Source organism: Tabrizicola sp., from assembly GCF_034366665.1.
Taxonomy (GTDB): domain Bacteria; phylum Pseudomonadota; class Alphaproteobacteria; order Rhodobacterales; family Rhodobacteraceae; genus Tabrizicola.
Genome location: NZ_JAXMMF010000098.1, coordinates 1 through 25,879 on the forward strand (window position 1 = coordinate 1; position 25,879 = coordinate 25,879).

21 protein-coding genes and 2 pseudogenes are annotated in these 25,879 nt (G+C 65.3%); 8 read left to right on the top strand and 15 right to left on the bottom strand.

Going from position 1 to position 25,879, the window contains the following annotated elements; genetic code table 11:
* Positions 1-24: 24 nt before the first annotated feature.
* The gene (locus U1E69_RS13260) at positions 25-1,092 is read right to left on the bottom strand and encodes a sn-glycerol-3-phosphate ABC transporter ATP-binding protein UgpC (RefSeq protein ID WP_322244847.1); all 1,068 of its coding nucleotides are present in this window, start codon (positions 1,090-1,092) and stop codon (positions 25-27) included.
* 51 nt (positions 1,093-1,143) lie between these two features.
* Positions 1,144-2,514, bottom strand: coding sequence for an alpha-glucosidase/alpha-galactosidase (locus U1E69_RS13265; protein WP_322244848.1), 1,371 nt, complete (start codon positions 2,512-2,514; stop codon positions 1,144-1,146).
* Between the two features lie 83 nt (positions 2,515-2,597).
* Between U1E69_RS13265 and U1E69_RS13270 the strand changes: the two genes are divergently transcribed.
* Positions 2,598-3,458 (top strand): AraC family transcriptional regulator, encoded by an 861-nt coding sequence (locus U1E69_RS13270; protein WP_322244849.1) that lies wholly within the window; start codon positions 2,598-2,600, stop codon positions 3,456-3,458.
* A gap of 70 nt (positions 3,459-3,528) precedes the next feature.
* On the opposite strand, the gene U1E69_RS13275 is transcribed toward U1E69_RS13270, so the two are convergent.
* The 6 genes from U1E69_RS13275 to U1E69_RS13300 form a co-directional block, all read right to left on the bottom strand.
* Entirely contained in the window at positions 3,529-5,034 is a 1,506-nt protein-coding gene (locus U1E69_RS13275) for a tryptophan halogenase family protein (protein WP_322244850.1), read from the bottom strand.
* A gap of 4 nt (positions 5,035-5,038) precedes the next feature.
* Positions 5,039-6,406: an alpha-glucosidase/alpha-galactosidase gene (locus tag U1E69_RS13280; RefSeq protein WP_322244851.1), complete on the bottom strand. Its 1,368-nt coding sequence runs from the start codon at positions 6,404-6,406 to the stop codon at positions 5,039-5,041.
* 9 nt (positions 6,407-6,415) lie between these two features.
* Complete coding sequence (locus U1E69_RS13285; protein ID WP_322244852.1) at positions 6,416-8,026, bottom strand: ABC transporter ATP-binding protein; 1,611 nt, start codon at positions 8,024-8,026, stop codon at positions 6,416-6,418.
* An 8-nt stretch (positions 8,027-8,034) separates the two neighbouring features.
* Positions 8,035-9,159, bottom strand: coding sequence for an ABC transporter permease (locus U1E69_RS13290; protein ID WP_322244853.1), 1,125 nt, complete (start codon positions 9,157-9,159; stop codon positions 8,035-8,037).
* On the bottom strand, positions 9,159-10,184 hold the full coding sequence (locus U1E69_RS13295) for an ABC transporter permease (protein WP_322244854.1): 1,026 nt from the start codon (positions 10,182-10,184) through the stop codon (positions 9,159-9,161). The genes U1E69_RS13290 and U1E69_RS13295 overlap by 1 nt, the downstream gene beginning before the upstream one ends.
* 88 nt (positions 10,185-10,272) lie before the next feature.
* Complete coding sequence (locus tag U1E69_RS13300; protein ID WP_322244855.1) at positions 10,273-12,345, bottom strand: ABC transporter substrate-binding protein; 2,073 nt, start codon at positions 12,343-12,345, stop codon at positions 10,273-10,275.
* Positions 12,346-12,515: 170 nt separating this feature from the next.
* Between U1E69_RS13300 and U1E69_RS13305 the strand changes: the two genes are divergently transcribed.
* A complete protein-coding gene (locus U1E69_RS13305) occupies positions 12,516-13,442 on the top strand; it encodes a helix-turn-helix domain-containing protein (RefSeq protein ID WP_322244856.1) in 927 nt (308 codons plus the stop codon).
* A 7-nt stretch (positions 13,443-13,449) separates the two neighbouring features.
* Here the strand turns inward: U1E69_RS13305 and U1E69_RS13310 are convergent, their stop codons facing one another.
* Entirely contained in the window at positions 13,450-14,106 is a 657-nt protein-coding gene (locus tag U1E69_RS13310) for an SOS response-associated peptidase (RefSeq protein ID WP_322244857.1), read from the bottom strand.
* Between the two features lie 146 nt (positions 14,107-14,252).
* Between U1E69_RS13310 and U1E69_RS13315 the strand changes: the two genes are divergently transcribed.
* Positions 14,253-14,603, top strand: coding sequence for a VOC family protein (locus U1E69_RS13315; protein WP_322244858.1), 351 nt, complete (start codon positions 14,253-14,255; stop codon positions 14,601-14,603).
* Positions 14,604-14,687: 84 nt separating this feature from the next.
* Here U1E69_RS13315 and U1E69_RS13320 read toward each other — a convergent pair whose 3' ends face one another.
* On the bottom strand, positions 14,688-16,187 hold the full coding sequence (locus U1E69_RS13320) for a bifunctional UDP-sugar hydrolase/5'-nucleotidase (protein ID WP_322244859.1): 1,500 nt from the start codon (positions 16,185-16,187) through the stop codon (positions 14,688-14,690).
* 189 nt (positions 16,188-16,376) lie between these two features.
* Between U1E69_RS13320 and U1E69_RS13325 the strand changes: the two genes are divergently transcribed.
* From U1E69_RS13325 to U1E69_RS13335, 3 genes are read left to right on the top strand one after another with little or no spacing between them, the layout of a single operon-like run.
* Positions 16,377-16,829 (top strand): hypothetical protein, encoded by a 453-nt coding sequence (locus U1E69_RS13325; protein WP_322244860.1) that lies wholly within the window; start codon positions 16,377-16,379, stop codon positions 16,827-16,829.
* Positions 16,830-16,871: 42 nt separating this feature from the next.
* A complete protein-coding gene (locus U1E69_RS13330) occupies positions 16,872-17,210 on the top strand; it encodes a DUF952 domain-containing protein (protein WP_322244861.1) in 339 nt (112 codons plus the stop codon).
* Positions 17,207-18,268, top strand: coding sequence for a quinone-dependent dihydroorotate dehydrogenase (locus tag U1E69_RS13335; RefSeq protein ID WP_322244862.1), 1,062 nt, complete (start codon positions 17,207-17,209; stop codon positions 18,266-18,268). The genes U1E69_RS13330 and U1E69_RS13335 overlap by 4 nt, the downstream gene beginning before the upstream one ends.
* A gap of 28 nt (positions 18,269-18,296) precedes the next feature.
* Here the strand turns inward: U1E69_RS13335 and U1E69_RS13340 are convergent, their stop codons facing one another.
* The 5 genes and pseudogenes from U1E69_RS13340 to U1E69_RS13360 form a co-directional block, all read right to left on the bottom strand.
* Positions 18,297-18,533, bottom strand: a complete 237-nt coding sequence (locus tag U1E69_RS13340) for an Lrp/AsnC ligand binding domain-containing protein (protein ID WP_295076664.1) — start codon at positions 18,531-18,533, stop codon at positions 18,297-18,299.
* A gap of 56 nt (positions 18,534-18,589) precedes the next feature.
* Positions 18,590-20,147 (bottom strand): annotated as a pseudogene (locus U1E69_RS13345) (ATP-dependent DNA helicase).
* 16 nt (positions 20,148-20,163) lie between these two features.
* Positions 20,164-20,352, bottom strand: a complete 189-nt coding sequence (locus U1E69_RS13350; RefSeq protein WP_322244864.1) for a hypothetical protein — start codon at positions 20,350-20,352, stop codon at positions 20,164-20,166.
* A gap of 121 nt (positions 20,353-20,473) precedes the next feature.
* Complete coding sequence (ccrA, locus tag U1E69_RS13355; RefSeq protein ID WP_322244865.1) at positions 20,474-21,766, bottom strand: crotonyl-CoA carboxylase/reductase; 1,293 nt, start codon at positions 21,764-21,766, stop codon at positions 20,474-20,476.
* Positions 21,767-21,872: 106 nt separating this feature from the next.
* Positions 21,873-23,231: a 1-acyl-sn-glycerol-3-phosphate acyltransferase gene (locus U1E69_RS13360; protein ID WP_322244866.1), complete on the bottom strand. Its 1,359-nt coding sequence runs from the start codon at positions 23,229-23,231 to the stop codon at positions 21,873-21,875.
* A 172-nt stretch (positions 23,232-23,403) separates the two neighbouring features.
* On the opposite strand from U1E69_RS13360, the pseudogene U1E69_RS13365 reads away from it, so the two are divergent.
* Together U1E69_RS13365 and U1E69_RS13370 are read left to right on the top strand one after the other, a co-directional pair.
* Positions 23,404-25,368: pseudogene (locus U1E69_RS13365) on the top strand (methylmalonyl-CoA mutase family protein); the annotation flags it as partial.
* A gap of 105 nt (positions 25,369-25,473) precedes the next feature.
* Positions 25,474-25,833: a DUF6455 family protein gene (locus U1E69_RS13370; protein WP_322244867.1), complete on the top strand. Its 360-nt coding sequence runs from the start codon at positions 25,474-25,476 to the stop codon at positions 25,831-25,833.
* Positions 25,834-25,879: the final 46 nt, after the last annotated feature.

Genomic DNA, 25,879 nt, shown 5'->3' on the forward strand with positions numbered 1-25,879 from the left:
GCACGAAGTGCTCGACGAGCGGTGTCAGCGAGAAACTGCCCGCCCCTGCCCGTCAAACAGATGCAGTTCCGCCAGATCGAAGTGCAGCCCGACACGATCGCCCGCCTTCACATGGGACTTGCCGCCGTCCTGCGCGATGACTTGGCTGCCGTCGGACAGTTTCGCATAGACCAGTGTGCGGTCGCCCAGCCGCTCCACCACTGCGGCGGTGGCCTCGGTCACACCCTCGGCCGACACGGTCAGCGCCTCGGGCCGGATGCCCAGCTCCCACGGACCCTCTCCCTTGGGAGCGGCGATCAAGGGCACCAACGCCCCGTCGCCAAGCCGCGCCGCCACCCGGTCGCCGCTGCCACTTAGCGTGACCGGCAACAGGTTCATCGCGGGCGAGCCGATGAAACTGGCCACAAAGCGCGAGGCGGGTCGCGAATAGACCTCGATCGGGGTGCCGACCTGCTCGATCTGGCAGTTGTTCAGGATCACGATCCGGTCGGCCAGGGTCATCGCCTCGGTCTGGTCGTGGGTGACATAGATCATCGTCGAGCCCAGCCGCTGGTGCAGCTCGGCCAGTTCCACCCGCGTCCGCACCCGCAAGGCCGCGTCCAGGTTGGACAAGGGCTCGTCAAACAGAAACGCCTTCGGCTCTTTCACGATGGCCCGCCCGATAGCGACCCGCTGCCGCTGTCCGCCCGACAGTTCCGCCGGACGCCGGGCCAAGAGCTTCTCCATCTCCAGCATCCGCGCGGCTTCGGCCACGCGGGCCTTGATCGTGCCCTCGGGCAGACCGATGTTGCGCAGGCCGAAGGCCATGTTCTCGGCCACCGTCATGTGCGGATAAAGCGCATAGTTCTGAAACACCATCGCCAGGTTCCGCTGACCCGGAGCCAGCCCCTCGGACCGCACCCCGTCGATCACCAGGCCGCCCGCGTCGATGCTTTCCAGCCCGGCGATCATCCGCAAAAGCGTGGTCTTGCCCGACCCGGAGGGGCCAAGGAACACCACGAATTCCCCTGCGCCGATCTCCAGGCTCAGGTCACGGATCACCTCGACCGACCCGAACGTTTTCGACACCTTTTCCAAGGCGATTCCGGCCATGTCATCCTCCCCGAAGCTTTGGATCATAGTTTCGGGTATATATCCGATGTGTCAAGCCGAAGCAGTGGTCTTCCGTGCAGATACGCCCTTGCGCAGGCCATATTGCGGCAGCCACTCGGCCTGGGCGGCCAGCATCTCGTCCACCATCGACCAAACCTCATCGGGTGTGCAGACGGCCCCGACCAGGGGGTCGTGCAGCACGGCCAGTTTCAGCAGGTCGACGTCCCCGGTGACCGCCGCCTGGACCGACATCCGCTGCACATTGACCGAGGCCTGGCAGGTCGCCGCGCAGGCGAGGGGCAGGGTGATGCCCTCGACCATGTTGATCCCGAAGCGGTCAACCCAGCCGGGGCTTTCGATGATGCAATCTTCGGGCAGGTTGGTGATGACGCCCCGGTTCTTGACGTTGAAGTGCCCGCGGTAGGGGCGGCCGGTTTCCAGCGCCTCGATGATGTGGCTGGCATGTTCGTCGGTGCGTTTCCACTGCGAGAGAGGCTTTTCAGCGTCCTTCAGCATGGTCGGATATTCGGTTTCGAACCAGTTCCGCGTCTCGCGCGTGTGGCGCAGATAGCCGCCCGTCTCGCCGTGGATCCAGTCGTCGGTGCTGATCCAGTTCGCGATGTCCTCGCGGCGCTTGCGGTACCAGGGCAGGTATTCGGAGAGGTGGCCGTTGGATTCCGTCGAGTAGAAGCCGAAGCGTTTCAGGACGTCGATGCGGACCTTTTCCTGTCGACTGAACACCGGATGCCTTTTGAAAGCTTCCAAGAGTTCCTCTTTCTCGATCTTCCGGCCCTTGTGGCGGATATCCAGATACCAGGTCTGGTGATTGATGCCGGAGCAGACGATGTCCACCTCATTCATCGGGACACCAAGCGCAGCTGCGATCTGGCGGTGGCCGTTCTGGACGCCGTGACACAAACCGACGGTGTTGACCCCGCCGTGATCAATGGCGGCCCAGGTCATCATCGCCATCGGGTTGGCGTAGTTGAGGAGGAGGTGATCGGACGGGCAGACCGCACGGATGTCGCGGCAGAAGTCCAGCATGGCGGCGATGCCGCGTTGGCCGTACAGGATGCCGCCCGCGCAGATCGTGTCGCCGACGCATTGGTCGACGCCGTACTTCAGCGGGATCGAGATGTCGGTCGCAAACGCCTCCACCCCGCCGATGCGGACCGTGTTCATGATGTATTTGGCACCGTCCAGCGCGCGGCGGCGGTCGGTGGTGGCGGTGACCTTGGTCTTAAGGCCGGAGACCTCGATCATCTTGCGCAGGATCTGCGCGATCATGTCCAGGTTCTGCTGGCTGATGTCGGTCAGCGCGATCTCGATCCCCTCGAACTCGGGCACCTTCAGGATGTCCGAGCAAAGCTTGCGGGTGAACCCGACGCTGCCCGCGCCGATGATGCACAGTTTGAACGGCATGACTGACCTCCCTGGTTGGAAATCAGGCTAGGCGTCGCGGCGGCAGCCGTGTAGAGAAATCTTGTGCGAAGCAGGGTAATTTCATGCTGTCCAGCCTTCTGACCCACGGCCACGACATCCGCACTCTCGTGCCGCGCGGGTCGGTGCCCGGCCTGGGCGTCGTGGCAGAGGCAGCCGGATACGAACAGCGTCGCAACGAGCTGTATAGCTGGGACGGGATGAAGCGCGGGACCGAGCCGTTCCTGGTCATCCAGCACACCCTTCTGGGCGAGGGGCGGCTGGACTTCGGCGGCGCGCGCCATCGGCTGAGGCCGGGTCAAACCATGCTGGTGACGATGCCGCATGCCCATCGCTACTGGCTGGAACGCGGCGGGCATTGGGAGTATTTCTGGTTCATCCTGTCGGGCCGCGAGGCCTTGCGTCTGGGGCGCGATGTGCTGGCCGTCGCCGGGCCGGTCCTGCAGCCCGCCGAAGACACCGCGGCGCAGCTCGCCGGGTCCTGCCACGCCCTTCTGACCCGGTCGCTGACACCCGCCCAGGCCTCGGTCTTGGGCTACCAGGCGCTGGCGCTTTTGCATGACGTGGCCTTTGCCGGAGCAAGGCCGCGAACTGCCCTTGCCCCGGAACTGGCGCGTGTGCTGGCGCATGTCGAGGCGCACCTGAGCAGTGATTTGCGGGTCGATGCCCTGGCGCAAGTGGCGGGCCTCAGCCGCGCGCATTTCGTCCGTCGCTTCGCCGCAGAGGTCGGCCTGCCCCCGTCGGACCACGTCTTCGCCCGCAGAATGGACCGGGTCGAGCGGCTCTTGACCGCCTCGGAGATGAAGATCGCCGAAATCGCGCGGGCGACGGGCTTTGCCGATGCCAACTACCTTGCCAAGGCGTTCCGGCGGCACCGAAACCTTTCGCCGATGGAGTTTCGGGCGCGTCGGGACGAGGCTGTGTGACTCTACTCTTTCTGCGTCGCGTTCGCATCTCGACGGTCAGCGAGGAGAAACGAAGTGCACGACGAGCGGTTCAGGCAGGTTCGTGCAACCCCTGCAGGAAGGCCCGATGCGGGATCGCCTGCCGCGCGGCCAGCCGGTATTCCGTGGCCAAAGACCGGGCCGACCGCCGGGCGTGGGCGCGCAGCTTCGGGTGCTCGGCCAGCCAGTCCTTCGCGGCCTTCGGATTCAGAAGGCCCAACCCGTCCAGCACCGGGACATGCAGGTGGTGGTCGGTGTGGGGCAAGCCCATCGGGAAAGGCTGGAAGTCCTCCGGCCCCGGAACCTTCCCTTGCCAAAGCGCCAGCTTCTCGGCCAGCCGGTCAGGCAAGGACCCCGCCACGTCCTGCCAGAACGGCGTATCGCGGCGCTCGCTGACATAGTGCAGCCGGATGAAGTCGCGAAAGTCGTCGACTTGCCGCGCGGCGGCGGCGTTGAACGCAGCCCGTGCCCGGTCGTCCGCATTGGGCAGCACCGAGGACAGAAGCATCAGCTGCACGACGGTCCCGTGGATCGACGTCGCTTCCAGCGGCTCCAGAAAACTGGACGACAGGCCCAGTGCCACGCAGTTGCCGATCCATTGCCGGTCCAGCCGTCCGGCGTCGATCCTGATGTCGTTCCGCACCTCGATAGCGTGACCCAGCACCCCCTCGATCTCGGCCTTGGCCTGATCCGGCGTCACATGCGCGTCCGAGAAGACATAGCCGCAACCGTAGCGCCCTTGCGTCGGGATCTTCCACATCCAGCCCGCGCCTTGCGCCCAGGCCAGGGTGCAGGGCTCGATCTCTTCGCCGTCCGGGATGTCCAGCCAGAAGGGGATGGCGCGGTTGACGGGAAGAGTATCGCGGTAGCTGATCCACTGGCCGCCCATCGGCCCGATCAGGGCGCGGCGAAATCCCGTGCAGTCGACGAAAAGGTCCGCCTCGATCCGCGCGCCACCCTCCAGCCCCAGCGCGACAATGTTCCCTGTTTCGGGATGCCGCTCGACCACCTGAACCTGATCGTCAATGGTGGCGATGGCCTTGGCCTTCGACCGCAGCCACTTGCCCGCCAGCGCCTGGTCGAAGTGGTAGGCATGGTGATAGGGCCCGACCGGCACCCGCCGACCGCCGACCATCGCGAAGGGGCTTCGGTTGCCGTTCAGAAGGTGCTGGAAAAGATGCGTCTCGCCCACGCTTTCGCCCTGAGCGACCTGGTAGACATCCAGCGCGTTGACGTCGAACCCCGCCACCCGGTGCGGGTCGTCGATCGGACCGTCGTAGCTGTGCCCCTTCCGCCGCCAGTCGCGGTGGCGGATGCCGAATTTGATCGTGGCCCCGGTGGCCTGCAGGAATTCCGCCTCGTCCAGGCCGAAGTGCTGCAGCATCTGGCGGAAGACGGCGGTGGTGCCTTCGCCGACGCCGATGGTCCCGATCTTCGAGGATTCGATGACCGTGACGTCGCAAGCGTGGCCCCCGCGCCGGGCGCTGTCGCCCAGCATCATGGCGGCCAGCCAGCCGGCCGTGCCGCCCCCCACCACACAGATGCGCCGGGGCCACATTGCCTTAGCCCGCCTTCCGCAAGGGAACCCGCGCCCATTCCGGCAGCCAGTCGCCGTGGGCCTGCAGAAGCTCGGCCGTAAGCGCCCAGATCTGGTCGAGGTCCAGCTCGGCCCCCGTATGCGGGTCCAGCATGGCGGCGTGATAGATATGGTCCGGGTTTTCGGTCAGCAGCGCCTGCACCGTCAGGTCCTGCACGTTGATGTTGGTGCGCATCAGCGCGATCAGCTGCGGCGGGATGTCGTGGACGATGGTCGGCTGCAGGCCCGAGGCGTCGACCAGGACCGGCACCTCGACGGCGCAACCCTCGGGCAGTTGCGGGATGAAGCCGCGGTTGCCGATGTTGCCGTAGATCACCGACGGCTCGCCCGTGACGACCGAGTTCACGATCTGGGACGCGTATTCGTGGCTTTCCTTGACCTCGACCGTATTCGCCGACTTCAGCGTCTCGGCCTCTTTCTTCCAGCGGGCGATCTGTTCGACGCAGCGCTTGGGGTATTCGTCCAAGGGGATGCCGAAACGTTCGATCAGGTCCGGACGGTCGCGCTTGATGAACCAGGGGGTATACTCGGCGAAGTGTTCGCTGCTTTCGGTGACGAAGTAGCCAAGCCGGGTCAGCATCTCGTAGCGGACCTTGTTCGGGCAGCGCGGGTTCCAGTGGCTGGGCTTCGGGAACCGCCCCTCGCGATAGCCTTTCACCAGGTCTGGATAGAGGTTCTTGTAAGACCCGTCCGCCTGGCGATGTTCGAAGGTCAGGTAGAAGGCCATGTGGTTGATCCCGGCCGCGCGATACCGGATCTCTTCGACCGGCAGGTCCAGATCGCGCGCCAGTTCATAGGCCGTGCCCTGGACCGAGTGGCACAGGCCGACCTGCCGGATCTTCGGATACTTCGCCGCGATGGCCCAGGTGTTGATCGCCATCGGGTTCACGTATTGCAGCATGATCGCGTTCGGCGCGACCTCGGTCAGGTCTTCGCAGATCGACCACAGATGCGGGACCGTGCGGATGCCGCGCATGATGCCGCCGATGCCCAGCGTGTCGGCGATGGTCTGGCGCAGGCCGAACTTCTTCGGCACCTCGAAATCGGTGATGGTGCAGGGATCATAGCCGCCGACCTGAAAACAGCAGACGACGAAATCGGCCCCGGTCAGGGCGCGCTTCTGGCTGGTGTAAGTCTTGACCGATGCTTTGCCGCCAAGGGTCTGCGCCAGCTTGCCGACGATGATCTCGGATTCCCCCAGACGCTCGGGGTTGATGTCCATCAGCCGGATTTCCGCCCCGGCAAGTGCGGGCCGGGACAGGATGTCCCCGGCGATGTTCTTGGTGAAGACGGCGGACCCTGCGCCGATGAAGGTGATGACGGGGGTGGGCATTTCGGTTCCTCAGGCTGCGATTTCGAAGGCCGCCTTGACCAGGCGGCGGGTGTAGTCGGTGGCGGGGCGTTCCAGCACGGCATCGACGGGGCCTTCCTCGACGATCCGGCCGTTCTGCATGACAATGACACGGTGGCACAGGGCACGGACGACCTTCAGGTCGTGACTGATGAACAGGTAGCTCAGCCCCTTCTCGCGCTGAAGCTTGCGCAGCAGTTCGATGATCTGGGCCTGGACGGACAGGTCCAAAGCAGATGTCGGCTCGTCCAGAAGGATGAACTCCGGCTCCAGCGCGATGGCGCGTGCAATGGCAAGGCGCTGGCGCTGGCCGCCCGAGAATTCGTGCGGAAACCGCGACAGGATGGTGTCCGGCAGGCCCGCATCCCGCAACGCCTGCTTCACCCGCGCTTCCCGTTCGGAGCGGGTCTGGCCCAACCCGTTGACGATCAGCCCTTCCTCGATGATCTGGCGCACCGACATGCGCGGGTTCAGGCTGGAAAACGGGTCCTGAAAGACGATCTGCATGCGCTTCCGGAACGGGTTCATCGCGCGGCGGTCAAGGCCGTCGATGCGGTGGCCCAGGAAATCGACCTCGCCCTCGGTCAGGCTGTTCAGCCGCAGAAGCGCCTGGCCGAAGGTGGTCTTGCCCGACCCCGACTCTCCCACCAGCCCCAGCGTCTCGCCCCGCTTCAGCGCCAGCGACAACCCGTCCACCGCCTGCAGTTTCGACCAGGTGCCCCGGAAGGCCCCACCCTTGCGCAAGGCGTAGGTCACGCGGATGTTGCGGCCTTCCAGCACCGTTTCCGTCCCGACCTGAGCCGGGTCGGCCTGGCCCTTCGGTTCGGACCCCAGAAGCCGCTTCGTGTAGGGATGGGTCGGGGCCGAGAAGATCGTCTCGGTCGGCCCGTCCTCGCGCACCTCGCCGTGCTGCATGACATAGACGTGGTCGGCGAACTGGCGGACGACGGTCAGGTCGTGGGTGATCAGGATCACCGCAAGGCCGGTTCTTTCCTTCAATTCCTTGATCAGGTTCAGGATTTCCGCCTGAACCGTCACATCCAGTGCTGTCGTCGGCTCGTCGGCGATCAGGACGTCGGGGTTGTTGGCCAAGGCCATCGCGATCATCACCCGCTGGCGCTGGCCGCCCGAAAGCTGGTGCGGATACTGGTTCAGCCGCGCCTCGGGTTCGGGGATCTGCACGTCCTTCAGAAGCGCCAGCGCCTTCGCCATCGCCTCGGCCCTGGTGATCTTGTTGTGGATCCGCAGGACCTCGGCGATCTGGCTGCCGATGGTGTAGACCGGGTTCAACGAGGACATCGGCTCCTGGAAGATCATCGACAGCCGGTTGCCGCGCAGCCGCCGCATCTCGACCGGTGACAGCATCGCCATGTTGCGCCCTGCATAGAGGATTTCGGTCTGCGGGTTGACCGTCGCCCGCTTCGACAAAAGCCGCATGATCGCCCGCGCCGTCACCGACTTGCCGCTGCCGGATTCGCCCACCAGCGCGATGGTCTGGCCCTTCTTCAGCGTGAACGAGACGTCCTTGACGGCCTCGATGCTACCCCCGTCGACCTTGAAGGTGACGCCGATCTTTCGGGCTTCGATGACGATGTCACTCATGGCGCCCCTCAATACGGATCAATGGCATCGCGCAAACCGTCGCCCAGCGCGTTGAAGGCAAAGACAGCCAGCAGGATGAAGCCGACGGGCGACAAGATCCACGGGTAGGACCCGATGACCGAGAAGGTGGACGCGTCCTGCAGCATCAGCCCCCAGGAGATCAGCGGAGGCTTCACGGCAAAGCCGAGGTAGCCAAGGAACGACTCCAAAAGGACAATGGCGGGGATGCCCAGGGTGATCGACACGATCACATGGCTCATCACATTGGGCAGGATGTGCCGCGTCACGATCCGGGTGTCACTGGCCCCCACGGCCTGCGCAGCCCGGACATAGTCGATGCGGGCCATCGACATGGTCTTGGACCGCACCTCACGCGACAGCTGCGCCCAGCCAAGGCCCGCGATGACCAGAATGACGAAGGTGATGAAGACCGGCGACGGCGCCGTGACCGGGATCAGCGTGGTCAGCGTCAGGTACAAAGGCAGCTGCGGGAAGGCCAGGACGATCTCGACAAAGCGCTGGAACCACATGTCGAAGCGCCCGCCGATATAGCCCGAGGTGATGCCCAGAAGCGTCCCGGTGATGGTGATCAGCGTGATCGAGGTCAGCGCGATGATCAGCGTGATCCGGCTGCCGATGATCCCGCGCGAAAGGATGTCGCGGCCCAGCTTGTCGGTCCCCAGAAGCCGCAGCGGTGTGCCGTCCGACAGCCCGATGAAATGCGTGTTCATCGGGATGAAGCCCAGGAAGTCATACTCCCACCCGTCCACGAAGAAGGCCAGCGGGCGGGGGTTGTCCAGGTCCGGCCCCATCAGCGGCTGGAAGGTGATCGGGTCCAGTTCCTCGCTTTCGGTGATGGTGTAGACCACGGGCCACAGCGTGAAACCCTCGTTGGTGAAAAAGCTGATCTTGTCCGGCGGCGCGAAAGAGGCCCCGTTCGCACTTGGGTTCTGGGGCGAGAAGAACTCGGCGAAGATCGACATGAGGAACAGCATCGACACAAGGACCAGCCCCAGCATCCCCGGCACCGACTTGCGGAACCGCCGCCAGACCAGCGCGCGGTAGCTTTGCGAGGTGGTCGAGACGGTGGAAAGCCGTGCGTCCGCCGCTTCGCCTTCGTGGATCGTGGCCATCAGTTGCCCCCCACCCGGATGCGCGGGTCAAGAAGTGCGAGCAGAAGGTCGGCGATGATATTGCCGATGATCAGCGTCGCCCCCAGGACCAGCATCAGCGTCGCGGTCACATAGACATCGCCGATCGCCATCGACCCCACGATGGCTGGGCCGATGGTGGCCAGGCCGAAGACAATGGCGACCTCGATCTCGCCGGTCAGCATGTAGGGCAGCACAACGCCCTGATAGGCCACCAGCGGGTGCAGCGCGTTCGGCACCGCGTGGCGCATGATCACCGCGCCTTCGCTTAGGCCCTTGGCCCGCGCGGTTTCGATGTATTGGGCGTTCAGCGTGTCCAGAAGGTTCGCCCGCATCACCCGCATGTTGTAGGCCAGCCCCCCGAAGGTCGCCACGGCAATCACCGGCCAGACATGCTGGATCAGGTTCCACAGCTTGCTCCAGTTGAAGTCGAGGAAGCCCTCCCAATAGGGCTGCCCGCCGTAGCGTGAGGAATAGAACGACCCGATTTCCTGCACGTTCAGCTTGAAGACGAGGATGTAAAGGATGATCAGCGCCAAAAGGAAGCGCGGGATGGTCATGCCCATGAAGCTGATGAAGGACAGCACCGTGTCGACCCAGGTATATTGCCGCGTCGCCGCCAGGATGCCGAAGCCGATGCCGATCACTGTTGCAAGCAGGTGGCAGACCAGCGCGATGGCGATGGTCGGCGGCAGGCGCTGCGCCAGGATCTCGGCCACGGGCTTGTTGTAGGCGTAGGACTGGCCGAAGTCGCCCTCGGTGACGATGCCCCAGATCCAGTAGCCGTATTGCATCAGCAGGGGATCGTTCAGCCCGTGCTTCTCGCGGTATTCCTCGGCTGCGGCAGAGGCGGCCTCGGGCGTGGCACCGCCCTGCACGATCATGTTGGTGCGGATGAAGTCGCCATAGTCGCCCGGCGGGGCCTGGATGATCATGAAGGTGATGAAGCTCATCACGATCAGGACCGGCACCGATTGCATCAGGCGGACGCCTAGAAAGCCCAGCATCGCGGGTCACCTGCCAGTAAAAGGGGAAAAGCGCGGGGTGCCCGGGGGCGGCGGTCGTCTGCCGCCCCCGGACTTCGGGAGGAAACCCTTAGTTCGCCGCGACCGGCCCGGGCGAACCCGGAGCACCCGGCAGCATCTGCGGATGCAGTTCCGCGCCGATCTGCTTGTCCGTGGGCACGAACACCCGCTCGCGGATGATGTTGTCCTCGGCCCAGTTGTACATGAAGATCGGAGCCCCCGCCGGGATGTTGGCGAAACGCTTGTTGATGATCAGTGCACCAGGGTACGAGGTCAGGCCGACTGCCGTCACGTTTTCGGTGAAGGTCTTCTGCCAGGTCTTCATCGCCTCGACCTTGGCGGCGGGGTCACGCGTCCCGGTGAAAGTCTTGATCGCGTCCACAAGCTGCTGCTCGTAAGGCTGCAGATCCATCTCGCCCGCCCCGTTGGCCCGGTGCCAGACCGCGGTCACCGGCCCGACCGGGGCCAGGTTGTTCGTGCCCTGAACGGCCGAGACGAACTCTTGGTTGTTGCGCAGGACCAGCCAGTCCCAGGCCCCGGCATCACGGGCGTTGTCGAAGTCCTTGCCCGTCAAGCTGTTGAGCGTGACCTTGATGCCCACGTCGGCCATCATCGCCACCACGCCCTCGGCCAGGTTGCCGTCGGTCGCGTAGTCCGAGTTCACCAGCAGAGTCACGGTCAGGTCGTCACCCGTGGCAAGGTTCACGACCCCGTTCCCGTCCGTGTCGGTCAGCCCCGCCGCTGCAAGCGCCTCTTTCGCGCTGGCCTGATCGAAGGGGAAGAACACGGTCGAGGCCGGATCATAGAACGAGGTCGAGGTCAGCAGACCCCCGGCATAAGGCGCCGTGAACGGCCCCTTCACCAGGCTGTCGCCCAGCCGCTGCCGATCAAGTCCGTAGGTCACGGCCTTGCGGAAATCGAGGTTCCGGTTTAGCTCGCGCACCGCTTGTGCCCGGGCATCCGGTTCGCCCCAGCCGTTCGCCGACTGGTTGAAGAACATCTGATACCCGATGGACCGCGGACCAAAGGCCAGACGCGCCGGGCTGGCCGGGTCGGCGGCCTTTTTCAGGCTTTCGACATAGTTTTCCGGCTGTTCCAGGTTGGAGAAGTCCCCTGTCCCCGCCACTGCCTGCACGTCGCGGTCGCCCCAGGTGGACAGACGGAAGTGCATTTCGTCCAGATAGGGCAGCTGCTGGCCGGTCTCGTCGACTTTCCAGTAATAGGGGTTCCGGCGCTTGACCACGATGTCGTCGGGGCGGTGTTCCACCACGACCCAGGCCCCCATGGTCGGGAAGTTCATGTAGTCCGACGGGAAGGCGTTCAGGAACGCCTCATAGCTTTCGCCGCCGTGCTTGGGATGCTTCGGCTTCAAGACATGGCTTGGGCCGGGGCAGAAGTTGCCGTAAGCCATCGCGTACAGCACCTGCTCGGGGAAGGCGTCGGCGAAGGTCAGCGTAAAGGTGTAATCATCCACCACCGCGAAGGTCGCGTTGTTGTAGGTGGCCGGGCTCGCACCCATCAGGGGCGTGACGTTCTCGTCCATGATGACATCGTTCCAGTAGAACTCGATGTCCTGGACGTCGAAGGGGTCGCCATCCGACCACTTGGCACCCTCGATCAGCTTGATCGTCAGCGTCTTGCCGTCCTCGGACCATTCCCAGCTTCTTGCCAGGTTCGGCAGGGGCTGCAGGTCGGTGGAGTTCACCGTGAACAGCGGACCGGTGCGCGTCAGACATTCCACGAGACCGATGTCGATCCCGCCCCAGCCATAGCTTTGCCCGGCCCAGAAGTTCCAGCCTTCGGGGCGCCCGCCGATCACGTGCCGCATCACGTCGCCATAGACGCCGGGGCCGTCGGGCATGTTCGCGGTCTTGTAGACCAGAGGCTCTTTCGGCAGACGCTCGGCCACCGGGGGCAGCTTGCCCGCGTCGACAAACGCCGTGACCCAGGCCGGTTCCGAATAGGCCGGCAGGGCCTTGAACTCGAAGATGTCAGAGCGGTTCACGTAGACCGGTTCGGTCTGCGCCTCGAACTTCGGCGGCTCTGGCGGAGCGGTCGGTGCGGCCATCTCGGCCTGCACTGCCCCCGCAGATACCCCAATCAATAGCGCCGCCACCGCGGCGCGCCGGACCTGGAACGTCATGTGTCCTCCCTTGGCCAACACGTGTTAGTCGGTTGATCCTTATGCGTGACTGCCGCGCAGAGATCTCCTCCCCCCTGCCCGGCACAGTCCAAGGTTGCGGAATTGGACGCCTTTCAGCAATATCGGTTTGTCAGATAGTTTTCCGGTTTTCTAAGATTGGGTGGATGGTCATGGACGACCCTCAGGACAGGGCGCGCGCGCGGCGCAATCCGATGCCGGTGCCCAGCCACGACCGCCACTTCTATTCCCAGTTGCGCGCCTTCGGCCGGTTCGGCATCCGCATCTTTGAACCCGTGGTCATGCCGCAGCCCCATTGGCACGGGCATATCGAGTTGAATTTCGCCGCAAATTTCCGAATGTCCTACGACATCGACGGCACCCGGCTGATCCTGCCCGAGAACCGGCTGATCCTGTTCTGGGCCGGGGTGCCCCATCAGCTGACCGCCATTCAGCCGGTGGACGACCGGCCGGTCAAGCTGGCCAACATCTACCTGCCGCTCGACAGCTTCCTGCAGATGCGCCACATCATGGCGCTGCAGGCCGCGATGATCGGGCGCGGCATGGTGATGCTGCCCGAATCGCTGTGCGACGCCGGGTTGATGCAACGCTGGTATCTCGACTACCGCTCGGGCGATTTCGAACGGGCCGAGATCGTCAAGATGGAGCTGAACGCCCTCTTTCGCCGCGCCTCCATCACCGGCTTCGACTTCCTGCGCCCGCCCCAGCACGAGATCGGGACTGACCGGAACCTCAGCTCGGCCCATGTCCGGCATGTCATCGACATGGTCCGCTTCGTGCTGGAAAACCTCGACAAACCGCTGTTGAACGCCCAGGTGACCCAGGTCACCGGCTTGCACGAAAACTACGCCCTGACGCTGTTTTCGCGGACGATGCAGGTCCCCTTGAAGATGTTCATCAACCGGATGCGCCTGATGCGCGCGCGGGCGCTTCTGGTGGAAAGTTCGATTGCAGTCTCGGAAGTCGCCGAGCAGTGCGGCTTCAGTTCGCTGACGCAGTTCTACGCCCAGTTCCGGGCCGGATATGGCATGCCCCCTGCGGCCCTGCGGCAGCACTACGTGCAGATGGACCTGCGCTGACCGCGTCTCAGGCCGCGACCGGCTGGATCAATGCGGGACCCGAGGCCCGGTTCGAGTTGACCGCGACCCCCACCCGGAAGGGCTTGGTCAGCACCCCGTCCTGGGACGCCCGCATCAGGACCGCCGCGCCGTGCCCCGCCTCGCCCAGCCACAGCGGCCAGTCCGCAGGCTCCAGCACCACAGGCTCGCGGTGGTGGATCTCTGCCATGCCCGGCCCCGCCTCGGTCGAGACGATGGCCACTGTGTCCATGTCCCCCCAGCGCTGCCAGACGCCCGCAAGCGCCATCGGCTGGCCATCCGCGCGGGTGAAATACCAGGGCAGCCGCGCGCCCTTCTCGCCCTCGCTCCATTCGTAAAAGCCGCTGGCCGGGACGATGCAGCGCCTTTCGCGGATGGCGGCCCTGAAGGCGGGCTTGGTCGCCACCGTGTCGGACCGCGCGTTGATGATCAGCGGCCCGTCGTTCGGTGCCTTGTACCACGACGGGATGAACCCCCAGCGCATCGCCCGCACCCGCCGCACCCCGCCGTCCGAGGTGACGACGGCCACCGGGTTCGTCGGGCAGACGTTGAAGTTCGGCCCCACCGGCAGGTCATTGCCAAGGCTAGCGTCAAACAGCGCCGCCAGCGCCTCGTTCGGATGGGTGATGGTGAAGCGTCCGCACATGTCCGGAAGATAGGCGCTCTGCGATCAAAGACCAAGTCACGGGGGTGGCAGCCCACGCACGGCCGCCGTGTTGGCTGGACCTTCTCGCGGGACTGCTGACCAAAACCCCGTTTCGCGCTATGCTGGCCACCAGAGGGAGGTCCGCCATGCCGCTTTCGCAGATCGCCCGCCGGGTCGAAGACCTGGACCGCGCCCGCCGCTTCTGGCGCGACACCCTCGGCATCCCCGAGCTTTACGCCTTCCCCGGCCTCGCCTTCTTCGACCTTGGGCCCACCCGCCTGATGCTGCGCGAAACCGGTCAACGCGACCCGGCCGATCTCCTTTACCTTGCGGCCCCGGACATCGCCGCCGCCCATGCTGCGCTGACGGCAAGGGGCGCCCAGATGACAGGCGCCCCGCACATGATCCACAGGCATCCCGACGGAGCCGAGGAATGGATGGCCTTCTTCAACGATGACGAAGGCCGCGACCTTGCCTTGCACTCGGTGGTTCGCTGACCCCTCGTCCTGCGCCTTCGGCTTCTTCTCGATCGGCCGCCCCTGCGAGGAGCGACCGAAGGAAGCGAGGAGCCGTCCGGTCGCTTACTGCCCCAGCTTCCTGATCCGGCCTTCGACGCCGACCTTCACGGTCCCCAGCTTCTCGACATAGGCCATCACGTCATTGGCGACGAGCTGCCCCGTCGGCCCCTCGGTGATGATCCGTCCACCGCCCAGGCTGGCATAGCCGTCGCCGCCGCCGACGATGTAATCGTTCACCGCAACCGTGTAGAGCTTGTCCGCCTCCAGCGGTGCGCCGCCGACCATCACCTCGCTGACCCGCGACCCCGCCGGGGCGGACGCGTCGAAGGCGAAGGTCAGACCCGAGACCTGCGCGAAACGCCCCGACCCGTTCTCGACCTGGCTTACCGCATTTTCCAGCGCCAGCAGCACCTGGGACCCCGGCAGTTCCGTGACCACCGTGGTATTGCCGAAGGGAAGTTCGGTCAGGATGTCGCGCCGCGTCAGTTTGCGGCCCGCGTCATAGGTCGTATCGCCCCGGATGCCGCCGCCGTTCATCAGGGCGATATCCGCCCCCGTCGCGTCGCGCAAAGCATCGGTGATCAGGTTGCCCATTGTCGCTTCCTCGGCGCGCACCACGTTGCGGCGGCTGTCAAGCGGGGCCTCCACGGTGCCGATCTCGACGTTCAGGCTTTCGTCCATCGTCGCCCGCAAGGCATCGGCCATCGCCACCGACTCCGGGTCCGGCGTCACCGTCGCCGTGTCGATAAAGCGGAAGGCCGGCACCCATAAGATCTCGCGCTTGCCGTCCTCGGCCACGCTGACCTCGACCGTCAGGTCGACAGGGGACAGGAACTGCCCGTCGATGCTGGTTTCCACATAGGCCGTCCGTCCGTCATAGGCCGTGGCATAGGAATGGTCGTCGCCCGACAGGATCACATCGAACGCCCCGCTTGCCATCAAGGCCCGGTCGTTCTCCATGTTGGTCTGCACGACCCCCACGACGATGTCCGCGCCCTCTTCGCGCGCCTTCTCGGCCGCCGCGACCCCGGTTTCCACCGTCGACAGGAACTTCAGGCTGCCCGTGGACGACACCTCGGGCGAGGTGTCCTGCGCCACCGGGATCAGCGCCACCTTCAGCCCGCCGACCTCCTTCACCATCACGCCGCCCAGCCCCTCGATGGCCGACCCGTCCGCATTGGTGATGTTGATCGCCGCCCAGGGGTATTTCGAGGCCTTCATCTTCTCGATGAAGTTTTCCGGCCCGAAGTCGAACTCGTGGTTTCCCGGCACCGCCAGGTCGAAGGGCACAAGGTTGGTGAAGTCGATGGTGTTCTGCCCCTTGTCAAACCCCGAGGCCAGGGACGGAGACAGCATGTCCCCGTTGAAAAGATACAGCGTGTTCGGATTGGCCGCGCGTTCCGCCCTGGCCACCGCGTTCAACCGGGCAAAGCCGCCGCGCCCGTCCTCTTCCTCGAAGTTATAGACGTCACCCACGCCCAGCAGCGTCAGCTTCACCGTCTCGGCCCCGACGGGGGTGGACAGCAGGACCGCCAGCAAGGCCAGCCTGGATATTCCGCGCATAACGACTCTCCTTCAGGATGTGAACCTCAGGCCGCAACTCTGCGCCCCGCAAGTCGGTCCTGTAAAGCAGCACGGACCCGTGACAGCGCCATGACGCCAGCGCCAAAAGCGTGATTGCACGGGGTGCGGCGCGGGATGTACGCTTCCAGGACAACCCCCGTTTTCCACACCTGCAGGAAGGAGCCGCCGATGGCAATCGACTGGGTGATCGTCAAGGACAGCCGCAGCCGCAAGCCCATCGGCGCCTTGGGGTATCTCGACGGCAAAGCGGCCATCGTCACCGCTTTCTTCGATGACAAGGACGCGAACAAGGACGGCAAGGTCGGGATTGCCGAACGGGTCTTCGCCTTCGGCCCGATGCAGGGCCGCGCGGTGGCCGAGGTGGTGAACCAGGCCTATGCCGACCCCGACATCCTGATGCGCGACCCGACCCTTGCCCAGTTGCGCGGTCAGCTGACCGTGCAATTCGCCGCCGGTCTCATCGCCGAGGGGATCTACAAGGCCTGGTTTTCGATCGGCATCGGACGCGTCGCAGGCGTGCTTGCCGGCACGATCACCCAGAACGCGGTCAAGGCCTTCGTGGTCAAGAAGGGCATGGAGAAGGCGGTCGAGGCAGCCTACCGCGCCTCGATGGGCCGCTAGCGCCTTCTTGACCCCTGGCAGGCCTTCGGGCATTGCAGGGCCATGCTGATCCTGAAAATCTTCCGTCGCCCCGAATGGGATGCCTTCCGCGCTGCGGGAAAGACGCTTGGCGCCCCCATCGACCTTGCCGACGGCTACATCCACTTCTCGACCGCCGCGCAGGTGGCCGAAACCGCCGCAAAGTGGTTCGCCACCGAAAGCGACCTTGTCCTGGTGGCTTTCGACCCAGACAAGCTGGGTCCCCAGCTGAAATGGGAAGCCTCGCGCGGCGGCCAGCTTTTCCCGCACCTGTACCGGGCCCTGCAGATCGAAGAGGTCATCTGGGACAAGTCGCTGCCCCTTGGTGCCACCGGCCACATCTTCCCCGAGGGGCTTTGGTGAGCACAGTCGAACGTCTTGGCCTGGCCCTCCTGCACCGCTTCGACCCCGAGCGAGCGCATGGCCTGTCGCTTCTGGCGCTGCGGTCGGGCCTTGCCCCCCTGCCCGGCCCGGTCGACCTGCCGCGCCTGCACACCAGCCTTGCCGGGATGCCGCTGCTGAACCCCGTGGGCCTGGCCGCCGGCTACGACAAGAACGCCGAGGCTGTGGCCCCCCTCTCGCGCGCGGGCTTCGGCTTCATCGAGGTCGGTGCGGCCACTCCCTTGGCCCAGCCCGGCAATGACAAGCCCCGCCTCTTCCGCCTGACCCAGGACCGCGCGGCGATCAACCGCTTCGGCTTCAACAACCAGGGGATGGAGGCGATCAGCGCCCGCCTTGCCACCCGCACCCGTGGCCCCGTGCCGGTCGGCTTGAACCTTGGCGCGAACAAAACCGCCCAGAACCGTGCCGCCGATTTTGCCACCGTCCTGTCCCACTGCGGCCCCTATGTCGACTTCGCCACGGTGAACGTAAGCTCGCCCAACACCGAGCGTCTGCGAGACCTGCAAGGCCGCGAGGCGCTGCTGGCGCTTTTGAACCGGGTGATGGAGGCGCGTGCCAGCCTACCGCGCCCGATCCCGGTATTTCTCAAGATCGCCCCCGACCTGACGACGGCGGACCTTGCGGACATCGTCGAGGTTGCGTTGACGTCCCGCATCTCGGGGATCATCGCGACCAATACCACCCTTTCGCGGGAAGGTTTGAAATCTGCAAGCCGGGACGAAGCTGGCGGCCTTTCCGGCGCGCCGTTGTTCGAAAAGTCCACTCGCGTGCTGGCGCAACTGTCGCAGCTGACCCAGGGTCTCCTGCCGCTGATCGGCGTTGGCGGGGTCAGCTCGGCGGAAGAGGCCTACCACAAGATCCGCGCCGGGGCTTCGGCCGTGCAGCTTTATACCGCGATGGTCTACCAGGGAATTTCCCTGGTGCCACAGGTCGCGAAGGGCCTTGATGCCTTTCTTGCCCGCGACGGCTATGCCAACATCTCGATGGCAGTCGGCACGGGCCGCAGCGCCTGGCTCTGACAAATTCCGGTTTTAGGGATTTTGGCTTTCAGAACGCCTTGAAGGTCATCGTGGTCAGCGTCCGCTGGATGCCCGGGATGTCGAACAGTTTCGACGACAGGTAGTGACCGGTATCCGCGTCCTCGGGGATGTAGACCTTGGCGATCAGGTCATAATCACCGCTGGTCGAATAAAGCTCACTGACCACTTCCCGGTCCCAGATCGCATTGGCAACCTCATAGGTCTGGCCGGGGGTGCAGCGGAACTGGACGAAAACCAAAGCCATCGGGGCCTCCCATTCTTGCAGCGAACCCTAACGCGACCGACGCGGAAGGAAAAGCCTCACTCCTCGCCCAAAGCCAGCACAGCCGGGGGGCGTTTCAGGTCGTCGATGGACAGGGGCTCGGTCGGTCGCGCCAGCCGGTTGCGCACCACCCAGTAAAGCCGCGTCTGCGCCCGGGTGATCGCCACATAGGCCAGCCGCTTCCACAGGGGCACCCCGGCCTCGGACCGTCCCGAAAAGGCGGCCGCCTGCAGATCGGGCGCAAAGACCTGCACCTCGTCCCACTGCGAGCCCTGCGCCTTGTGGATCGTCACCGCCGCCCCGTGCAGGAACGCAGCCCCCATCCGCGCCGCATGGGGGATGAACGGCTCTTCCTCGTCCGGCTTCTCGATCTTGATGATCGACGCCGCCGAAACCTGAGGCTCCTCGGCCCCCACGACATGCAGCCGGGCAAATCCGTCGCGGGTCCCCTCGCCCAGGTAAATCACCTGCGCGCCCTTGATCAGTCCCCGCGCCTCCAGGTCGATCCGCTTTTTCCGGTGCTTCAACGGCAGCTCGATCCCGTCGCAGATCAGGGGCTCGCCCGGCAAAAGCGCATCTTCGGGCGCGCCATAGGCGTTGCGGAACGCTTGGATCAGCCGCACCCGCGTCGCGTTGCGCCAGACCAGGACCGGAGACCGCGCCATCAGCCGCGCCTCCACCCGCTCGGCCCAGACCACCCGGTCGTCGGCCCGCGCCTTTTCCTGCACCAGCGCCTCGAACTCTTCAAACCCAAGCCGGTCGTCGCCCAAGGCATGGGCCAGGTCCAGGATCGGGTTGTCCTGGGTCTGCCGGTGGATGCGGGACAACACCAGCCGCCGCGGCTCGGGCAGCTTGTCGAACACCATCTCGCCGGACAAGCCGACGGGGGCCAGCTGTGCCGGGTCGCCGAACAGGACCAGCGTCGGGAATATCTCTTTCAGATCCTCGAACTGGCGTTCGTCCAGCATGCTGCTTTCATCAACGAAGCCCACATCCAGCGGCTCTTCCCGCCGTTTCCAGCCCTTGATGAAATCCGACCCCTTCAACCCGGCCGACGCCAGCGCGCCCGGGATGCTGGCGACCTGCTGATAGAACGCATGCGCCCGGTCCAGCGCCAGCTCGGTCAGCCCCGCAATCGCCAGGCTGTCGATGACCGGCCTTGTCCCCGTACCTGCCAGCCATTCGGCAATCTTCTCGTATTCCGGGTCGTAGACCGGAGTGTATAAAATCCGGTGGATCGTCGTCGCCGGCACCCCCCGAAGCCGCAGCACGCTGGCCGCCTTGTTGGTCGGCGCCAGGATCGCCAGCGTCCGCCGGTCCTTGCGCTTCTTCCCCTCGTAATCGCCACTGACGATGTCCAGCCCCGCCGCCTTCAGGCTGCGGTAAAGCTCGGCCAGCAGCATGGTCTTGCCGGACCCCGCCTTGCCCACCACCGCCAGAACCGTCGTCCGCCCCTCGGCCGCAGGCTGCAACTGCGCCTCGGCCAGATCGATGCCCGCGCCCAGAAAGGCGGCGGCAAGGCGATCATAGGCCTCGGCCTGGTCGTCGGAAAAGGTCAGCGCGGGCAACTGCATCCTGCGACCATAGCCCGGGCAGGACGCAAGCGGTAGGGTCAGTGCATCTTGCGACCCGAGGGCGGTGGCGACTGTGGCGGTTCGTCCGGACCACCCTCGGACGCGCCGATCTCACGGCGCGCCTCGTCGATGGTTTCGGACACCTTGGCAGCCAGGCGGGGCAAGCCGTTCTGGGTCGCGTAGGTAAGAAGATCCGACAGAACGTCGAAGACCCAGTCGTGGCGCATGAAGTCCCTCGGCCAGAAACCTGTGCCGCCCTGCGTCCGGCCCGGAACGACCGGACCCAATGGCGACTCACTTAAGCACAGATATCGGGGCGATGGGTGAGTTGGTTGTTAAAGGTTGACTTTAAGTCAATTTGCTCGCCTCTAACGTGTCCTCGAAAGTCCGCAGTCCGGTCCGGGGTGCCTGCACCAGAACGGCCATGTTTCCGGGCTTGTGCTGGTTCTTCCACATCAGGGTATGCGCCCGCGGAATCTCGGCCCAGGGGAAGACTTCGGACATGCAGGGGTCCAGCCGCCGCTCGACCATCAGCTTGTTCGCCGCGGCGGCCTGCTTCAGATGCGCAAAGTGGCTGCCCTGCAGGCGCTTCTGGTGCATCCACATGTAGCGGACGTCGAAGGTGCAGTTGAACCCCGTGGTTCCGGCGCAGATCACGACCATCCCGCCCTTCTTCACCACCAGGCTGGAGACGGGGAACGTCGCCTCGCCGGGGTGTTCGAAGACCATGTCGACGCTGATGCCCTTGCCGGTGATGTCCCAGATCGCCTTGCCGAAGCGCCGCGCCTCTTTCAACCAATCGTTGTATTCCGGCGTGTTGACCTTCGGCAGCTGCCCCCAGCACTTGAACTCGTTGCGGTTGATGACGCCCTTGGCGCCCAGGCCCATGACGAAATCGCGCTTCGATTCGTCGCTGATGACCCCGATCGCATTCGCCCCCGCCGTGTTGATCAGCTGGATCGCATAGGACCCCAAGCCCCCCGAGGCCCCCCAGACCAGCACGTTCTGCCCGGGCTTCAGGTCATGCGGCTCATGCCCGAAAAGCATCCGGTAGGCCGTGGCCAGCGTCAGCGTGTAGCAGGCCGATTCCTCCCAGGTCAGATGCTTTGGCCGCGGCATAAGCTGCTGCGACTGCACCCGCGTGAACTGGGCAAAGGAGCCGTCATGCGTCTCATACCCCCAGATCCGCTGCGAGGGAGAGAACATCGGATCGCCCCCGTTGCACTCCTCGTCGTCGCCGTCGTCCTGGTTGCAGTGGATCACCACCTCGTCCCCGACCTTCCAGCGCTTGACCTTGTCGCCCACCGCCCAGACGATCCCGGCAGCGTCCGAGCCCAGCACCGCATAGGGCTGCTTGTGGCCATCGAACACAGAAATCGGCTCGCCCAAAGCGGCCCAGACGCCGTTGTAGTTGACGCCCGCCGCCATCACCATCACCAGCACTTCGTTGCTGTCGATGGTCCAGGTGTCGACAACCTCTTGCAGCATCGCGGTTTCCGGGGCCCCGTGCCGCTCGCGCCGGATCGTCCAGGCGTACATCTGCTTTGGCACATGCCCCAACGGAGGCATCTCGCCCAGCTCGTACAGGTCCTTCTTCGGTGCGTCGTAGATCACGGGTGCGTTTTGCGTATCCAAAGCCACCACTGCCTCCAGTCAGATGCCGCGCCGCAGAATCGCTGCGCCTTTAGCGGCAGATGACAGGCTTGCGCGCAACTTTGCAATAGTCTGATTGGGTATTCTTGAAATTTTATGTCTGCGGCGGCGCAGAAACATCCATGTCAGGCACCGAAGCGGCGTAGAATGCCAGCAGGTTCCGCTCGCCGGCTACCGGCTTCAGGTCACCCGTCACCAGCCCGCGCCTGATCAGCGGCTCAAGCCCCTCGTCCAGGACCGAGGCCCCACCCACCGGTGGCAGCTTCAACACCGCCCCCGCCGCGCGCAGTTGCGCCACCATCGCCTCGACCCGCGCGGCAAGCTCCTCGCGGCTGGCGGCCCCCTCGCCCAAGGCCCGCGCCACCAGCGGCACTGGCAGGACCGGCACCACCGCCGCAATCGCCGCCATCAGACGCTCCCCCAGCGCCTCGACCGTCCCGCCCGCCCCCAGATGCTCACGCAGGCTGACCGGGGCGCCGAACCCCGCAGCCGCCGTGCCGAACCCCTGCGTCCGGCCGCGAAACCGCGCCCACATGAAGCGCAGCGCGTACCAGGCCACCCAAAGCGGCCGGTTGCGGAACCGCCGCGTGCCCGAGGCCGCCGCCTCGACCAGCACCCGGTCCTCCAGCACCCGGTCATAGGCCAGGCCGACCGGCACGAAGACGACATCGCGGGAATGTGGCGTCCAGCCCTCGACGATGTAACTGATCAGCCCCAGCTTCGGCGGCCCGACGCGCCCATCCAGGGAAAGTCCCCCCTCGGGAAAGATCGCCTGCGTCGTGCCCTCCTCGGTCGCCATCTGCACATAGCGCGCCAGCACCTTGCGGTAGAGCGCGTTCCGGCTCCCGCGCCGGATGAAATAGGCCCCCATCGACCGGATCAGCGCCGACAAGGGCCAGACCCGCGCCCATTCGCCCACGGCATAGCTCACGGCCGAGCGGTCCGCGACCAGCCAGGTCACCAGCACATAGTCCACGTTCGACCGATGGTTCATCACGAAGACCACCGCCGCCTTCGGGTCGATCGTCCGCAGGGCCTGGTCCACCTTGCCGACCCTGACCCGGAACAGCAGTCGGCTCAGCCACTTCGCCGCCCGAGTGCCGAAGCCGAAGTAGACCGTTGCCGAGAACCCTGGCACGATCTCGCGGGCATAGCGCCGCGCTTCCTCGAAGGCGACTTCGCCCGGCACCCCCGTCTCGGCTGCATGGACCATCGCCGCCTCGACGACCCTTTGGTCATAGGCCAGCCGCGCCACCATGTCGGACCGCTGCGCCAGCTTGAAGAGGTCGATCTTCCGGTCCAGCCGCGCGTTCAGACGGGTCAGTGCCCGCTCTGCCCGCCGCCGGAAGAACCAGCGCACCGACGGGAACAGGAAATGCGTGGCAAAGCTGATCGCGGCGAATCCCAGGATCAGAACCAACAGCCAGACGGGAACCGCAACCATGCCGAACATGGGTCCACCCTGCCCGAAAGCGAAAACCTCGTCGATGACTTCGTCACTCCTCGGAACGCCCCCGCGACGAGGAGACGAAGTCGAACGAGGAGCCACGCCGCAGCGCAGCGATTGACATTGGCATGATCTGTCGCGTATCCGGTCCTTGACGCAATAAAATTACCAACGCGACTCGCGAGGCTCCATGTCCGAAAAACCCTGGCTCTTCCGCACCTACGCGGGTCACTCCACCGCTTCGGCCTCGAACGCGCTGTACCGGGGCAATCTGGCCAAGGGGCAGACCGGCCTGTCCGTCGCTTTCGACCTGCCTACCCAGACCGGTTACGACAGCGACGACCCGCGCAGCCGGGGTGAGGTCGGCAAGGTTGGCGTCCCCGTCGCCCATCTTGGCGACATGCGTGCCTTGTTCGCGGACATCCCGCTGGACCAGATGAACACCTCGATGACGATCAACGCCACCGCGCCGTGGCTGTTGGCCCTTTATATCGCCGTGGCCGAGGAACAGGGCGCCGACATCGCGGCCCTGCAAGGCACCGTCCAGAACGACATCATCAAGGAATACCTCTCGCGCGGCACCTACATCCTGCCGCCGCAGCCATCGTTGCGCCTTATCACCGACGTTGCCGCCTACACCGGGAAACATCTGCCGAAATGGAACCCGATGAACGTCTGCAGCTACCACCTGCAAGAGGCCGGGGCCACGCCGGAACAGGAACTGGCCTTCGCGCTGGCCACTGCCTGTGCCGTCCTCGATGATCTAAAAGTGAAAGTTTCGGCGGCAGAGTTCCCCGCGATGGCAGGCAGAATGTCGTTTTTTGTCAATGCCGGCATCCGCTTCGTGACCGAGCTTTGCAAGATGCGCGCCTTCACCGCGCTTTGGGACGAGCTTCTGGAATCCCGCTACGGCATCACCGACGCCAAGTTCCGCCGCTTCCGCTATGGCGTCCAGGTCAACTCGCTTGGCCTCACCGAACAGCAGCCCGAAAACAACGTCTACCGCATCCTGATCGAGATGCTGGCCGTCACCCTGTCCAAGAACGCCCGCGCCCGCGCCGTGCAGCTTCCCGCCTGGAACGAAGCCTTGGGTCTGCCCCGCCCCTTCGACCAGCAATGGTCGCTTAGGATGCAGCAGATTCTGGCCTACGAGACCGACCTTCTGGAATACGACGACCTCTTTGACGGCAACCCGGCCATCGACCGCAAGGTCGACGCGCTGAAGCAGGGCGCGCTGGAAGAACTTGCCCATATCGACGCGATGGGCGGGGCCGTCGCCGCCATCGCCTACATGAAGGGCCGCCTGGTCGAATCCAACGCCGACCGCCTGTCCAGGATCGAATCCGGCGCGACAACCGTCGTCGGCGTCAACCGCTTCACCACTTCGGAACCCTCGCCCCTGACAACCGGAGAAGGCGCGATCATGCAGGCCGACCCCAAGGCCGAGGCCGACCAATGCGCCCGCCTGGCCCAGTGGCGGGCCCAGCGCGACCCACGACAAGTCACCGAAGCCCTCGCCGCGTTGCGGCAGGCGGCCGAGACCGGCGAAAACATCATGCCCGCCTCGATCCAGTGCGCCAAAGCCGGGGTCACCACCGGCGAATGGGGCGGTGCCATGCGCGCGCTTTACGGTGAATACCGCGCGCCCACCGGCGTCAGCCAGCACCCGTCGAACCGCACCGAAGGGCTGGAGCCCGTCCGGGATGCCGTCGCCGCCGTCGCCACCAAACTCGGCCGCCCACTGCGCCTCCTCCTTGGCAAGCCCGGCCTCGACGGCCATTCCAACGGCGCCGAACAGATCGCCACCCGCGCCCGCGACTGCGGGATCGAGATCACCTACGACGGCATCCGCCTGACTCCACAAGAGATCGTTGCCGCCGCCGCCGAGAAACAGCCCGACGTCATCGGCCTGTCGATCCTGTCCGGCAGCCACGTCGCCCTGATCCGGGAAACCCTGGACCTCATGCGACAGGCGGGCCTTTCCCAGCCGCTTGTCGTCGGCGGCATCATCCCGGATGAGGACGCGAAGACCCTCACCGCGATGGGCGTGGCCCGCGTCTACACCCCGAAGGACTTCCAGCTGAACCGGATCATGCTGGACCTTGTCGCTCTGGCAGACCCGGCCCCGGTCGCTGCCGAATAGGCTGCCCCGGCATCCCTCGGGCCAAGCCGAGGGGCTTGACGCAAATCAAGGCGACATCTCGCAACCGCGCCTAATCAGGGTCCAATCCCCTGTTAGGAGCCTGACATGTTTGCCCGTATCCGCGCCCTGATCGACCGCCTGCATGACGTGCAAGAGGTCAACTCCCTTTCCGACCGTGACCTCGCCGACCTTGGCATGACCCGCGATCAGGTCCTCGACTTCCTGCGCATGCCGCGCGACATCAACGACCGCGTGACAGCGATGGGGGCGATCTTCGGCCTGCCCGAGACCGAACTCAAGCGTGACCACGGCCTTTGGGTCGAGATCCTGTCGACCTGCGGCCACTGTGCCGACCGGGGTGCCTGCGCTAGGCTTCTGGCCAAAGGCGACCAGGCCCAGCCGACCGAGGCGACCTTCTGCGGCAACCGCGAGGCCTTCGCCGACCTTGCTACCTACGCGGCCTGATCAGGCCTCCGGGGCTTCTGGCGGTGCAGCCTCGGCCTGCCGCCAG

Coding starts and splice junctions, on each gene's coding strand:
- U1E69_RS13290 (WP_322244853.1), bottom strand. CDS start 9,159: ATGGCCACGATCCACGAAGGCGAAGCGGCGGACGCACGGCTTTCCACC.
- U1E69_RS13370 (WP_322244867.1), top strand. CDS start 25,474: ATGTTTGCCCGTATCCGCGCCCTGATCGACCGCCTGCATGACGTGCAA.
- U1E69_RS13320 (WP_322244859.1), bottom strand. CDS start 16,187: ATGCGCGGAATATCCAGGCTGGCCTTGCTGGCGGTCCTGCTGTCCACC.
- U1E69_RS13295 (WP_322244854.1), bottom strand. CDS start 10,184: ATGCTGGGCTTTCTAGGCGTCCGCCTGATGCAATCGGTGCCGGTCCTG.
- U1E69_RS13310 (WP_322244857.1), bottom strand. CDS start 14,106: ATGTGCGGACGCTTCACCATCACCCATCCGAACGAGGCGCTGGCGGCG.
- U1E69_RS13330 (WP_322244861.1), top strand. CDS start 16,872: ATGCTGATCCTGAAAATCTTCCGTCGCCCCGAATGGGATGCCTTCCGC.
- U1E69_RS13300 (WP_322244855.1), bottom strand. CDS start 12,345: ATGACGTTCCAGGTCCGGCGCGCCGCGGTGGCGGCGCTATTGATTGGG.
- U1E69_RS13285 (WP_322244852.1), bottom strand. CDS start 8,026: ATGAGTGACATCGTCATCGAAGCCCGAAAGATCGGCGTCACCTTCAAG.
- U1E69_RS13275 (WP_322244850.1), bottom strand. CDS start 5,034: ATGTGGCCCCGGCGCATCTGTGTGGTGGGGGGCGGCACGGCCGGCTGG.
- U1E69_RS13315 (WP_322244858.1), top strand. CDS start 14,253: ATGCCGCTTTCGCAGATCGCCCGCCGGGTCGAAGACCTGGACCGCGCC.
- U1E69_RS13305 (WP_322244856.1), top strand. CDS start 12,516: ATGGACGACCCTCAGGACAGGGCGCGCGCGCGGCGCAATCCGATGCCG.
- U1E69_RS13325 (WP_322244860.1), top strand. CDS start 16,377: ATGGCAATCGACTGGGTGATCGTCAAGGACAGCCGCAGCCGCAAGCCC.
- U1E69_RS13360 (WP_322244866.1), bottom strand. CDS start 23,231: ATGTTCGGCATGGTTGCGGTTCCCGTCTGGCTGTTGGTTCTGATCCTG.
- U1E69_RS13340 (WP_295076664.1), bottom strand. CDS start 18,533: ATGGCTTTGGTTTTCGTCCAGTTCCGCTGCACCCCCGGCCAGACCTAT.
- U1E69_RS13270 (WP_322244849.1), top strand. CDS start 2,598: ATGCTGTCCAGCCTTCTGACCCACGGCCACGACATCCGCACTCTCGTG.
- U1E69_RS13350 (WP_322244864.1), bottom strand. CDS start 20,352: ATGCGCCACGACTGGGTCTTCGACGTTCTGTCGGATCTTCTTACCTAC.
- U1E69_RS13265 (WP_322244848.1), bottom strand. CDS start 2,514: ATGCCGTTCAAACTGTGCATCATCGGCGCGGGCAGCGTCGGGTTCACC.
- U1E69_RS13280 (WP_322244851.1), bottom strand. CDS start 6,406: ATGCCCACCCCCGTCATCACCTTCATCGGCGCAGGGTCCGCCGTCTTC.
- U1E69_RS13260 (WP_322244847.1), bottom strand. CDS start 1,092: ATGGCCGGAATCGCCTTGGAAAAGGTGTCGAAAACGTTCGGGTCGGTC.